We start from the raw sequence: 12,458 nt of genomic DNA, 5'->3' as shown, positions 1-12,458 counted from the left end.
CATGGCAGTCGCGCTCGACCGCATCAGGGTGGGCTCCGCCCCCGACTCCTGGGGCGTCTGGTTCCCCGACGACCCGCAGCAGGTGCCCTGGCAGCGCTTCCTCGACGAGGTCGCCGAGGCCGGCTACTCCTGGATCGAACTCGGCCCCTACGGCTACCTCCCCACCGACCCCGCCCGCCTCAACGACGAGGTGCAGCGCCGCGGCCTGAAGGTCTCCGCCGGCACCATCTTCTGCGGACTGCACCGCGGGCCGTCCGAGTGGGACGCCACCTGGGAGCAGGTCAGCCGGGTGGCCGCCCTCACCCGCGACATGGGCGCCGAGCACCTCGTCGTCATCCCCTCCTTCTGGCGCGACGACAAGACCGCCGAGATCCTGGAGGCCCCCGAACTCACCACCGAGCAGTGGCGCCACCTGAGCACCGGCATGGAACGCCTGGGCCGCGAGGTCCGCGACACCTACGGCCTCGACATCGTGGTCCACCCGCACGCCGACACCCACATCGACACCGAGGAGCACGTCGAGCGGTTCCTCGACTCCACCGACTCCGACGTGGTCAACCTCTGCCTCGACACCGGCCACTACGCCTACTGCGGCGGCGACAGCGTCAAGCTGATCGAGACCTACGGCGAACGCATCGGCTACCTGCACCTCAAGCAGGTCGACCCGGACATCCTCGCCGACGTCGTCAAGAACGAGATCCCCTTCGGACCCGCCGTACAGCGCGGCGTGATGTGCGAACCGCCCGGCGGCGTCCCCGAGCTGGAGCCGGTCCTGGTGGCCGCCCAGAAGCTGGGCGTGGACCTCTTCGCCATCGTCGAGCAGGACATGTACCCCTGCGAACCCGACAAGCCGCTGCCGATCGCCGTCCGCACCCGCAAGTTCCTCCGCTCCTGCGGCGCCTGACGAACCGACAGGAAGGCGGTACGCCATGAACCGGCGCGAACCCCTGGGCATCGCCGTCATCGGGGCCGGCCGGATGGGCGCCGACCACGTGCGCCGCATCGACCGGACCATCGGCGGTGCCCGGGTCGCCGCCGTGGCCGACGTGGACGCGGACCGGGCCGAGGCCGTCGCCGCGGACATCGAGGGCTGCACCGCCCACACCGACCCGGCCGCCGCGATGACCGCCCCCGGCGTCGACGCCGTCCTCGTCGCCTCACCCGGCCCGGCCCACGAGGCCACCCTCCTCGCCGCGTTCGAGCACGACCTGCCCGTCCTGTGCGAGAAGCCCCTCACCCCCGACGCGGCCTCCGCGCTGCGCGTCATGGAGGCCGAACAGGCCCTCGGCCACCGCCGGGTCCAGGTCGGCTTCATGCGCCGCTACGACGCGGAGTACGTGCGGCTGAAGGCCCTGCTGGACAGCGGGCAGCTCGGCCGCCCCCTGATGCTGCACAACCGCCACCGCAACGTGGCCAGCCCGGCCTTCTTCACCAGCGCCATGCTCATCACCGACTCCGTGGCCCACGAGGTCGACGCCACCCGCTGGCTCCTCGGCCACGAGATCCGGGCCGTGACCGTGCTGCGGCCCGCCGCGTCGGCCGGCGCCCCCGAAGGGCTGCGCGACCCGCAGTTCGTCGTCCTGGAGACCGACGGCGGCGCCCTCTCCGACGTGGAGATCTTCGTCAACTGCGGCTTCGGCTACCAGGTCCAGGCCGAGGCGGTCTGCGAACGCGGCACCGCCCGCATCGGCGACGGCCACGCCCTGGTCACCCACACCGCCGGCCGCTGGGGCGGCACCATCGCCCAGGACTGGAGCGAACGCTTCGCCCAGGCCTACGACGACGAGGTCCGCGCCTGGGTCGACGGCATCCGCCGCGGCGAGGTCACCGGCCCCAGCACCTGGGACGGCTACGCGGCGGCGGCCGTGTGCGAAGCCGGGGTGCGCGCCCTGGAGGGCGGCGGACGGGTCGAGGTCGACCTGGTGGACAAGCCGGACCTGTACCGGTGACCCGCCGGGCCGGTGCGGGTGATCCGCCGGCCTTGCGCGGGTGACCAGCCGGGCCTGTACCGGTGGGACTCCGGTGCGGCCCCGCACGGTGACGCGATCATGCGGTGACGCCGACGGAAGGCGGGACGGCCCCTTGGGGTGGCCGTCCCGCCTTCCGGCCGTCCCGCCTTCCGGCCGTCCCGCCTTCCGGCCGTTAGCTTCCCTTCCGTTCGTTCCCGCCCGACGCCGACGCCGACGCCGACGCCGACGCCCTGCGCGGTCGGGCCGGCAGACCGGCAGACCGGCAGACTGGCGGCGGGGCAGCCGGGATGGGCCGACGTCACCTCTCCCCGGTCTCCCGGGTCTCCCTGACCGCGCGGGGGTTTCCGATCTCGCGGGTTTCCACGGCGTCGCCCGCCGACGGCTGCTCCGTCAACTCGCGGTCCCCGGCGGCGAGCGCGGCCCCGTCCTACGGACAGGGCCGGCCGGTGGCGTGGGGGTTCAGGAGACCCCGGCTTCCGGACGAGGCGGCCCGTGGAAGGCCTTCGCCTCCGGGGCGGTCGACAGCCCCGTACTCGCGAGCGAGCCGGTGACCTGCCCCGCATCGCGCGCGTCGGCCGGCGCCTCGGCGCGGAAACGGTCGTGGGCGGTCACCGTCGAAGCGACGGTGACCGCCCACGCGGGCCGGACCGGTCAGGGCGCGCCCGGTGCTCCGAGCCGCTCGCGGGACCCGGTGTGCAGGGGCCGCGCAGCCCGGCCCGGTCCGCTCATGCCCGGCGTACCTCCTCCAGGGTGACGGGCCGGTGCTCGTGCAGCGACAGCGTGCACGCCTCGGCGATCCAGCCGGCCTCCAGCGCGTCCTCGATGGTGCACGGCGAGGGCCGGGTACCGGCCACCACCTCGGTGAACGCGGCCAGTTCGGCCCGGTAGGCGTCGGTGAAGCGGTCCATGAAGAAGTCGTGCGGGGTGCCGGCGGGGAAGGTGGCGCCCGGCTCCACCGACCGCAGCGGCAGCTTGTCCTCCAGGCCGACCGCGATGGAGTCCTCGAAGCCGTGGATCTCCATGCGCACGTCGTAACCGCGGGCGTTGTGGCGGCTGTTGGAGACGACGGCGAGGGTGCCGTCGTCCAGGGTGAGGACCGCGCCGGTGGTGTCGGCGTCGCCGGCCTCCCGGATGTAGTCGGCGCCCCGGTTGCCGCCGGCCGCGTAGACCTCGGTCACCTCCCGGCCGGTCACCCAGCGGATGATGTCGAAGTCGTGCACCGAGCAGTCCCGGAAGATGCCGCCCGACGCGGCGATGTACGCGGCCGGCGGCGGCGCCGGGTCCAGGGTCGTCGACCGCACCGTGTGCAGGGTGCCCAGCTCCCCGCTGCGCACGGCGTCCCGCGCGGCGACGAACCCGGCGTCGAAGCGGCGGTTGTAGCCGATCTGCACCGGGACGTCGCTGCCCGCGACCTGTTCGAGGACCTGGACGCCCTCGGCCATGGTGCGGGCCACCGGCTTCTCGCAGAAGACCGGGACGCCCGCCTCCACGCAGGCCAGGATCAGCCCCGGGTGGGCGTCGGTCGCGGCGGCCACCACCACGCCGTCCACCCCGGCCGCGAGCACGGCCTCGGGGGAGTCGGCGACCTGGGCGCCGAACCGCTCGGCGGCGGCCTTCGCGGCCTGGGCGTACGGGTCGGACACGACGAGCGACTCGACGGCGTCGAGTCCGGACAGGGTCTCGGCGTGGAAGGCGCCGATCCGGCCGAGGCCGAGGATTCCGATGCGCATGGGGGTGGTGCTCCTTGAGTACGGGGTGCGGGGACGGATGCGGGTGGCGGGGTGGCCGGTGCCCGCCGGTGCGGCGGACCGGCGGGCACCGGGGGCGGTCAGTCGAGTCCGCCGAGGACGTTCTGGTCCCAGTCGATGACGGACCCGGTGACGACCCCGGAGCGGTCGGACAGCAGCAGGACCACGAAGTCGGCGATCTCGTCCGGCTGGCCCAGCTTGCCCATCGGCAGCCGCTCGGCGGCCCGGTCGCGCCAGTCGTCGCCGGCCCCGTGGAAGGTGCGCTGGGTGGCGTCCTCCCCCTCGGTGGCGGTCCAGCCGATGTTCAGCCCGTTGATCCGGATGCGGTCCCACCGGTGGGCGTGGGCCGCGTTCCGGGTCAGGCCCATCAGTCCGGCCTTCGCGGCGACGTACGGCGCGAGGAACGGCTGCCCGCCGTGCGCCGACGAGGTGATGATGTTGACGATCGTGCCCGGCGCCTCGCGCCGCACCATGTCCGCGACCGCGGCCTGCATGGCGAAGAACGGCGCCTTCAGGTTGATCGCGATGTGCTGGTCGAACAGCTCGGGCGTGGTGTCCAGCAGCGTCCCGCGCGAGGTCAGCCCGGCCGAGTTCACCAGGCAGTCGACCCGGCCGTACTCCCGCACCACCTGCGCGACGGCGTCCTTCGCCTGCCCGGCGTCGGCCAGGTCGGCGCGGACGAACGACGCCTTGCCGCCCGCCGCCGCCAGCTCGGCCACCAGGGCCTCACCGGGCTCGGGGCGCCGCCCGGTGACGGCCACGACCGCCCCCTCGCGGACGGCGGCCCGCGCGATGGCGGCACCGACGCCCTGACTGCCGCCGTTGACGAGGACGACCTTGTCGTCGAGAAGTCCCATGGATGTTCCGGTTCCTTTCAGCTCGCGCGCCGCCGGGCGGCGGTCCGCAGCGCGTCCCGCAGGGTGCGCGCGGTCCATCCCTCGCGCAGCGCCCGCCGTACCACGTCCGCCTGCGAGGGCGGGGCCAGACCCTCGACCGGCGGGTCGTTGTCGAGGTTGGTGGGGAAGGGGTAGCCCTCGGCGCTCGCGGCGATCACGTTCTCCAGCCACTGCTCCCCGGCGCCTTCCTCGCGGCGCCGCAGCAGCACCGGGTAGACCGCGCCGGCCACCGCCTCGCGGTCGACCGACTCCATCGCCCGGCCGAACGCGGACGAGACCTGGAGCAGGTTCGCCATGCGACGGATGTCCGCCGAGTGGTTGGCGCCGGCGGCGTGGAACAGGGCCGGGTTGAAGAACACCGCGTCGCCCTTGGCGAGCGGCAGCTGCACGTGATGCTCGTCGAAGTACGCCTGGAACGCGGGTCGACGCCAGGCGAGGTAGCCGGGCTCGAACTTCTGCGAGTGCGGCAGGTACAGCGTCGGCCCGGACTCGACGGGCATGTCGCAGTGCGCGACCGCGCCCTGCAGGGTGAGGACGGGGGAGAGGCGGTGCACGTGCGCCGGGTAGCGGGCGGCGGCCTCGTCGGAGAGGAAGCCGAGGTGGTAGTCGCGGTGCACGGTCTGCGCGGCACCGCCCGGGTTGACGACGTTGACCTGCGACGTGACCTGGTAGCCGGGGCCCAGCCAGGCGGTGGAGACCAGCGCGATCACGTCGTTGGCGTAGTAGTCCGCGAACACCTCCGGATCGTGCAGGGCCGCCTTCTCCAGGGCGTTCCACACCCGGTCGTTGGCGCCCGGCTTGGCGAAGTGGTCACCGGCGGCGGCGCCCGAGGCGCGCTGCTCGGCGATCAGCGCGTCGAAGACGGCGGTGGCCCGGTCGACGACGTCCCCGTCGGCGAAGGCGCCCCGGATCACCACGATCCCGGGGCCGTCGGCGAGGGCGCGGACCAGTTCGGACTGGGCCGCGCGGCGGTCGGCGAGAGCCAGCCGGTCGGCGTCGTACAGCAGCACGTTCCGCTCGGTGCCCGAGGCGTGCGGGTAGGCGGCGGGGTCGGTCGTCTGCTCGACCAGCGCGCGGAAGGCGTCCAGGTCGCAGTCCCGCTCGGACAGCCAGGCGGCGGACGCGGACTCGGGGGCGGCCGGGGAGGGGGTGGAGGCGGAGACGGACATCTTCGTCCCTTCGGGTCACGGGGCGACTCGGTTCTGTCATTCTTGTCAGTACAAAGCCTTCGAACAACCAGCAGCGAGCCATCAAAAACCCCTCAACGGCCGGAGGAGCGGAACGCATGGGCCACCCCTTCCCGATCCGGGAAATCGCACGTCAGGCGGGTCTGAGCGAGGCCACCGTGGACCGGGTGCTCAACGGGCGGGGCGGCGTGCGGGAGAGCACCGCGCAGGAGGTGCACCGGGCCATCGCCGACCTGGACCGCCAGCGCACCCAGGTCCGGCTGGTGGGCCGGACCTTCATGCTGGACATCGTCATGCAGTCGCCGGAGCGCTTCTCCACCGCCGTACGCGCCGCCCTGGAGGCCGAACTGCCCGCCCTGCACCCGGCCGTGGTCCGCTCCCGCTTCCACTTCCGGGAGACCGGACCGGTCACGGAACTGGTCGCCGTCCTGGACCGGATCGGCCGGCGCGGCTCGCAGGGCGTGGTCCTCAAGGCGCCCGACGTCCCCGAGATCACCGCCGCCGTGGGCCGGCTCGCGGCGGCCGGCATCCCCGTGGTGACCCTGGTGACCGACCTCCCGGCGAGCGCCCGGGTCGGCTACGTCGGCAGCGACAACCGCGCCGCCGGGGCCACCGCCGCCTACCTGATGGGCCAATGGCTCGGCGACCGCCCGGGCAATGTCCTCACCAGCCTCAGCAGCGGCTTCTTCCGCAACGAGGAGGAGCGCGAGATGGGGTTCCGCAGCGCCATGCGCGCCCGCCACCCCGAGCGCGCCCTCGTCGAGATCGCCGAGGGCCAGGGCCTGGACGCCACCCAGTACGACCTCGTCCGGGCCGCCCTGGACCGCGACCCGGAGATCCGCGCCGTGTACTCGATCGGCGGCGGCAACATCGCCACCCTCCGCGCCTTCGAGGACGCCGGACGGGAGTGCGCCGTCTTCGTCGCGCACGACCTCGACCAGGACAACACCCGCCTGCTGCGCGAGCACCGGCTGTCCGCCGTGCTCCACCACGACCTGCGCCAGGACCTCCGCGAGGCGTGCCACATCGTGATGCGCGCCCACGGCGCCCTGCCGCCCGCCGGGCCCAGCCTGCCGTCGGCGATACAGGTGGTCACGCCGTACAACATGCCGTTGCGCGGCCTCGGGTGACGGGTGACCGGGTGACGGGCTGACGGCTCGACGAGGTGACGGGGCGGCGGCGGGACGGCCGTCGGGATGGGGATGGCGGACGTCTGACCCCGGGGAGCCGGCTCGGGGCAAGCGTGCGCCGGTGGACGGGTGGGGGCCGGCGGGCGGACGGGCTGCGGACCGCACGCGGACCGGGTGAACCGCCGGCGGCCCGGGCGTGTATCCCGGGCCCGACCGGCCCGGATGCCTACCGTCGGCCCATGAAGAAGCCGAACCCGGAGGGCGACCCGGACCGTCTGCTGACGCTCGCCGACGGGGTGTTCGCCATCGCCATCACTCTGCTCGTCCTGGACCTCTCGGTACCGCAGGGCCTCAGCGCCGACGACTACCACCAGGAACTGCGCGACCAACTGCCCAACCTGGGCGCGTACGCGATCAGCCTGCTGGTGCTGGCGAGCTTCTGGCGCGACCACCGGGCGATGTTCCGCACGGTCCGGCAGGTGGACGGTCAGGTGATCTCGCTGACCGTCGTCGGACTGGGCCTCGCGGCCCTGCTCCCGTTCCCCACCTCGCTCATCTCCGAGTACGGCGACGAGACCGTCTCCGTCGTCGTCTACTCGGCGGCGGTCGCCGCTCTCGGCCTCGTCCACCTCGCGCTGGCCGGCGTCCTCTCCCGGCGCCCCTGGCTGCGCGACGACACCGGTCCGGTGCGCGACGAACTGCTCTCGGCCGTCGACCTGGGCGCCACCGTGGCGGTGTTCCTGATCACCATCCCGCTCGCCCTGCTGATCGGTCCGGCCGCCATGTGGTGGTGGGTGGTGCTGGTCCCGGTCAAGGTGTGGCTGGGCAACAAGGCGAACGCGGCGGCCGGATGACACCGGCCCACGGCCTCAGGGCCCGGTGCCGCTCGGCGGACGGAGCGGCGAACCGCTGCCGTCCCCGGTGCGCTCAGCCGCCCGCGGCGTCCTCGACACCCACCGGCACCCACGCCCCCCGCTCCACCGAGAGGGCCATCGCGTCCAGCACCCCCGCACTGTGGACCGCGTCCGTGAGGGTCGCGCCGTGCGGGACGCCCTCGGCGACCGAGCGGAGGAAGCGGTACGCCTCGATCACCTTCAGGTCGTCGTACCCCATGGCGTTGGCGGCGCCCGGCTGGAACGCGGCGAACTCCCCGTCCCCCGGGCCCACGTGGACCGTGCTCACCGGCTGGTCCTGGTAGGAGGAGCCGCGGCTGACGCCCAGCTCGTTCATCCGGCGGAAGTCCCAGAAGACCGCGCCCTCGGTGCCGTGCACCTCGAAACCGTAGTTGTTCTGCTCGCCGACGGAGACGCGGCAGGCTTCCAGCACGCCCCGGGCTCCGGAGGCGAAGCGCAGCAGGCAGTTCACGTAGTCCTCGTTCTCCACCGGCCCCAGCTCACCGCCCGACGCCCTGGAGTGGCCGGCCGTCGCCCCGGTCGGACGGGCCCGCTCCGGCACGAAGACGGCGGTGTCGGCGGTGAGGGAGGCGATGTCCCCGAGCAGGAAGCGGGCCAGGTCCGCGCCGTGCGAGGCCAGGTCGCCCAGCACCCCGCTGCCGCCGCGTCCCCGCTCGTAACGCCAGGTCAGCGCGCCGTCGGGATGGGCGGCGTAGTCGCTGAACAGCCTGATGCGCGCGTGCGTGACCGTGCCGATGCCCCCGGAGGCGATCAGCTCGCGGGCGGCCTCCACGGCCGGCGCGTTGCGGTAGTTGAAGCCGACCGCGCCCTGCACCCCCGCCCGTGCCACCGCGTCGGCCACCGCGCGGGCGTCCCCGGAGGTCAGGCCGACCGGCTTCTCGATCCAGATGTGCTTGCCCGCCTCCGCCATCGCGACACCGATCTCGCGGTGCAGGAAGTTGGGCGCCGTGATGCTGACGGCCTTCACCCGCGGGTCGGCGGCCACCTCACGCCAGTCCCGGGTCGCCGAGGCGAAGCCGAACTGCTCGGCGGCCTCCTCCGCCCGGCCGGGCACCTCCTCCGCCACCGCGACCAGTTCCGGACGCAGACCGAGCCGGGGGTAGTGGTGCGCCACGCGCGCGTACGCCTGGGTGTGCACCCGCCCCATCCAGCCGAACCCGACGACGGCGACACCCAGCGCATCCACCATGAGAGCCTCTTCTTTGGACCGATCCAGAATGTGTCCCGGTCACACTGAAGGCCACGTCACAGCAGTGTCAAGGCATGGAGAGGCATTGACGGCGGATCGCTCCGTATGGAACGGTCCAAGCCATGAGAGCGCCGACGATCCGCGACGTGGCCGAACGGGCCGGTGTGTCCAAGTCCCTCGTCTCGCTCGTCCTGCGCGGCGCCGGCCCGGTACGGCCGGAGAAGCGGGACGCCGTGCTGCGGGCGGCGCGGGAACTCGGCTACCGGCCCAACACCGCGGCGCGCAGCCTCAGCGAGCGACGCGCTCGGCCGCACCCCGCCGACCAGGACCCCGCCGACCAGGACCCCGCCGGCCCGGGCCCGGACCCGTCGGACCCCCGGACCACCCCACTGGTCGGCGTGCTCCTCAACGACCTGCGCAACCCCTGGTTCGTCGACCTCCTGGAAGGACTCGGCTCCCTGCTGGACGCGAGCGGGCTGCGGATGGTCCTCGCCGACGCCCGCCTCAACCGCCGCACGGGGCAGGACCCCGTCGACCCGTTCCGCGACCTGGACGTGGACGGCCTGGTCGTGGTGGGCACGCTGCCCGACCCGGCCGCGCTCGGGGAGATCGCCGAGCGGATCCCGGTCGTGCTGGCCGGCGCCCGCGAAGCCGTGCCGCCGGAGGCGGACGTGGTGGCGGGCGACGACGAGCACGGAACCCGGCTGGTCACCGAGCACCTGATCGGCCTCGGCCACCGCCGCATCGCGCACCTCGCCGGCTACGGCGCCGTGGGCGCCCTGCGGCAGCGCGCGTTCGAGGAGACGATGCGCCGCCACGGCCTGGCCGACGAGGCCCGCGTCGAGCCGGGCGACATGACCGAGGAGGGCGGCTACCGCACCACCGTCCGTCTCCTCAGCCGCCCCGGCCGCCCCACCGCGATCCTCGCCGTCAACGACATCACCGGCGTCGGCGCCCTCTCGGCGGCCGAGGAACTGGGGCTGCGCGTCCCGCACGACGTGTCCGTCACCGGCTACGACAACACGAGCATCTCCCGGCTGCGCCACCTGTGGCTGACCACCGTCGACAACGCCGGCCACGAGGTCGGCCGCCGCGCCGCGCGCCGCCTCCTCGACCGGCTGGAGCACCCGGGCGGCGCCGGTCAGGTGCGGCTGGTGACACCGACCCTGGAGATCCGGGGCACCAGCGGCCCCCCACCGCCCGGGTCGGGAGGCGTCACTCCGGGAGCGTGATGCAGTACGCCTTGCGCAGCGTCTCGTGCACGGTCCACGTCGTCCGGTCGCCCTCCCGCAGCACGGCCATGTCACCCGGCCCGACGCGCAGGGTCGGCCCGCCCTCCACCTCAACCGTCGCGGAGCCACTGATCACCACGAACATCTCGTCGGCCTCCGTGTCGGTGACGACGCCCGGGGTGATCTGCCAGATCCCGCGGATCCGGCGCCCGTCCGCCGACTCCCACACCACCCTGCCGGTCACCTCGGGGGTTCCGGACACGATCTGCTCGGGGGTGAGCGGCTCGGGCGCGAGGTCGGCGTCGGCGATGCGGAGGACGAAGCTGCTGTCGGTCATGCACCGACGCTAGACCGCCCCGGCCCGCCGACAGCAGCGACAGAGTGTGCGACGTCCGCCCCCGTCCCCGACACTCCGTCGCGGGACGGACGCACCTCGCGCATGGGGTAGGGTTGACCTGCGTGATCACGCGGTTCGCCGCGCGGAACGCATCGGGACGTGGCGCAGCTTGGTAGCGCACTTGACTGGGGGTCAAGGGGTCGCAGGTTCAAATCCTGTCGTCCCGACTTCACGAAGTCGCAGGTCAGGGCCGGTTACGGAATCATCCGTAACCGGCTTTTCCCACGGTGAGGAACCGTCGGGCTGTTGTCCTGGGCCCCGAGGCCGGAAGGTCACGCCGATCAGGCTCGGCGGGAAGCGGCTGCGCGGGGCGGGCATCAGCCCGTTCCCTCCCTCGGAGGCCGGCCCGCGAATGGCATCCGGCCCGAGGCGCCACCGTGGCGGCCCGGTGCTCGGTGCTCCGTGTTGTTCCGGAGCCCGCTGAGCCGCTTCCTCCGCCGACGGACCACGGGCAGGCGTACCGTGACAGCGTGGCGAACGAAGACCTGGGGAAGACTCTGCGGCGCCTGCGTCGGCTGGCCTCGTTGACTCAGGAGGAGCTGGCCGAGCGATCCGGCATTTCCGTCGACGTGATCCGTCAGCTCGAACAAGGACGGAAGCGTTCGGCGCGTCTGCCCACGCTGCACGCCCTGGCCAACGGTCTCGGAGTGGAACTGACGACGCTGCTCGGTGATCCGCCCGCCGTGGCCGCCACCGGAGAGAACGATGGTCCTCGCTTCGTGGCCGTGCGCCGTGCCGTCATGCCCGCGCTCTGGGGACCGCGGCCCGAGCCGCCTGGGCGGGACTTCTCCCTGGACCGCCTGCGGGAACAGATCGCTGAGGGCTGGTCGCAGTACCACTCCGCCGAGTTCGACACCGTGATGAAGGTACTGCCGGACCTGATCGCGGATGCTCGCTCCGCCACCGTTTCGAGGAGCGAAGCGGAGCGCAGGCGTGGGTTCGCGGCTCTGGGGAAGGCACTTCAGCTGGCCGGACACGTGGCCGTGCGGATGGGCAAGACCGACCTCGCCCTGATCGGCCTGGAGCGTGCCATAGACGCTGCGGGGCAGTCCTCCGATCCGCTGCTCGTGCCGATGATCGTGAACTCCACCGCGTGGACGTACCAGCGACAGGGCCGACTCGAGGACGCGTTGAGCATCGCCCTCCGCGTGGCCGACGGTATGAGGGACGAGGGCCGCACCGAGACGGCCGATGGCCTGAAGGTGTGGGGCGCACTGACGATGAGCGCCGCGACGTCGGCCGCGCGCAGCGGCGACTACCAGCGCGCAGCCGCCATGATGGAGACGGCCGAGAAGGAAGCCGCCTGCGTCTCGAAGTTGCCCGACGGGGGAGACCATCGCATGGTCAGTGTTTTCAGCCCTTCCTCCGTCCGCATCGAACGGGTCCGGCTCGCCGTGCAGTACGGGCACCCGCAGGACGCTCTGGCGCTCGCGAAGGGGATGCGGCTGAGCAAGGACACGCCCCCGTCGTGGCGTACATGGCTGCTGCTGGACGTGGCCCGTGCCCACACGGACACCGGGGATGCGGCCGGAGCGGTGAAGACACTGGAGTCACTGCGCCGTGTGGCGCCGACCTGGATGCAGCACCACACTTTGGCCGTTGCCATCGTGCGCGATCTGTGGGCGCTGCCCAACCACCCGCCGGGACTGCGGCCGTTGGCGGAGTTCCTGGGTGTCACCCCCTAGCGTGGTGAAAGTGGGACGTTGCGTCCCTGTCAGTGTTCCGGGCAGGTCGCTTCCATGAGCGGACAATGCCTTGGCGGCCGTGCGAACGGCACCGGGGCCGGCCGATCCGA

At 73.2% G+C, this 12,458-nt stretch carries 12 protein-coding genes and 1 tRNA gene; 7 read left to right on the top strand and 6 right to left on the bottom strand.

The window, feature by feature from the left end; all coding sequences use genetic code 11:
- The first annotated feature begins 1 nt into the window (after window position 1).
- Window positions 2-904 carry a sugar phosphate isomerase/epimerase gene (locus tag AB0F01_RS16890; protein ID WP_164337364.1) on the top strand — a complete coding sequence of 301 codons (903 nt, stop codon included), beginning with the start codon at window positions 2-4 and terminating at the stop codon, window positions 902-904.
- Between the two features lie 25 nt (window positions 905-929).
- On the top strand, window positions 930-1,949 hold the full coding sequence (locus AB0F01_RS16885; RefSeq protein WP_362095595.1) for a Gfo/Idh/MocA family oxidoreductase: 1,020 nt from the start codon (window positions 930-932) through the stop codon (window positions 1,947-1,949).
- 480 nt (window positions 1,950-2,429) lie between these two features.
- Here the strand turns inward: AB0F01_RS16885 and AB0F01_RS16880 are convergent, their stop codons facing one another.
- The 4 genes from AB0F01_RS16880 to AB0F01_RS16865 form a co-directional block, all read right to left on the bottom strand.
- Window positions 2,430-2,582, bottom strand: coding sequence for a hypothetical protein (locus AB0F01_RS16880; RefSeq protein ID WP_362095592.1), 153 nt, complete (start codon window positions 2,580-2,582; stop codon window positions 2,430-2,432).
- A gap of 113 nt (window positions 2,583-2,695) precedes the next feature.
- Window positions 2,696-3,700, bottom strand: a complete 1,005-nt coding sequence (locus tag AB0F01_RS16875; protein WP_362095590.1) for a Gfo/Idh/MocA family oxidoreductase — start codon at window positions 3,698-3,700, stop codon at window positions 2,696-2,698.
- Window positions 3,701-3,798: 98 nt separating this feature from the next.
- Window positions 3,799-4,575 (bottom strand): SDR family oxidoreductase, encoded by a 777-nt coding sequence (locus AB0F01_RS16870; protein ID WP_362095588.1) that lies wholly within the window; start codon window positions 4,573-4,575, stop codon window positions 3,799-3,801.
- Between the two features lie 17 nt (window positions 4,576-4,592).
- Window positions 4,593-5,783 carry a phytanoyl-CoA dioxygenase family protein gene (locus AB0F01_RS16865; protein WP_362095587.1) on the bottom strand — a complete coding sequence of 397 codons (1,191 nt, stop codon included), beginning with the start codon at window positions 5,781-5,783 and terminating at the stop codon, window positions 4,593-4,595.
- A 116-nt stretch (window positions 5,784-5,899) separates the two neighbouring features.
- On the opposite strand from AB0F01_RS16865, the gene AB0F01_RS16860 reads away from it, so the two are divergent.
- Entirely contained in the window at window positions 5,900-6,931 is a 1,032-nt protein-coding gene (locus AB0F01_RS16860; RefSeq protein WP_362095584.1) for a LacI family DNA-binding transcriptional regulator, read from the top strand.
- A gap of 239 nt (window positions 6,932-7,170) precedes the next feature.
- Window positions 7,171-7,785, top strand: coding sequence for a TMEM175 family protein (locus AB0F01_RS16855; RefSeq protein WP_362095581.1), 615 nt, complete (start codon window positions 7,171-7,173; stop codon window positions 7,783-7,785).
- 73 nt (window positions 7,786-7,858) lie between these two features.
- Here AB0F01_RS16855 and AB0F01_RS16850 read toward each other — a convergent pair whose 3' ends face one another.
- Complete coding sequence (locus AB0F01_RS16850) at window positions 7,859-9,034, bottom strand: Gfo/Idh/MocA family oxidoreductase (protein ID WP_362095579.1); 1,176 nt, start codon at window positions 9,032-9,034, stop codon at window positions 7,859-7,861.
- A gap of 122 nt (window positions 9,035-9,156) precedes the next feature.
- Between AB0F01_RS16850 and AB0F01_RS16845 the strand changes: the two genes are divergently transcribed.
- Window positions 9,157-10,266, top strand: a complete 1,110-nt coding sequence (locus tag AB0F01_RS16845) for a LacI family DNA-binding transcriptional regulator (RefSeq protein ID WP_362095577.1) — start codon at window positions 9,157-9,159, stop codon at window positions 10,264-10,266.
- On the opposite strand, the gene AB0F01_RS16840 is transcribed toward AB0F01_RS16845, so the two are convergent.
- Window positions 10,250-10,603, bottom strand: coding sequence for a cupin domain-containing protein (locus AB0F01_RS16840; RefSeq protein WP_362095574.1), 354 nt, complete (start codon window positions 10,601-10,603; stop codon window positions 10,250-10,252). The genes AB0F01_RS16845 and AB0F01_RS16840 overlap by 17 nt on opposite strands.
- 153 nt (window positions 10,604-10,756) lie before the next feature.
- On the opposite strand from AB0F01_RS16840, the gene AB0F01_RS16835 reads away from it, so the two are divergent.
- Window positions 10,757-10,830 (top strand) — tRNA-Pro (locus AB0F01_RS16835).
- A 303-nt stretch (window positions 10,831-11,133) separates the two neighbouring features.
- A complete protein-coding gene (locus tag AB0F01_RS16830) occupies window positions 11,134-12,348 on the top strand; it encodes a helix-turn-helix transcriptional regulator (RefSeq protein ID WP_362095572.1) in 1,215 nt (404 codons plus the stop codon).
- Window positions 12,349-12,458 lie beyond the last annotated feature (110 nt).

Origin of the sequence: Streptomyces sp. NPDC029526, from assembly GCF_040637405.1 — a bacterium.
In the GTDB taxonomy this organism is placed as follows: Bacteria; Actinomycetota; Actinomycetes; order Streptomycetales; family Streptomycetaceae; genus Streptomyces.
This window is presented reverse-complemented; position numbering and strand designations above follow the sequence as displayed.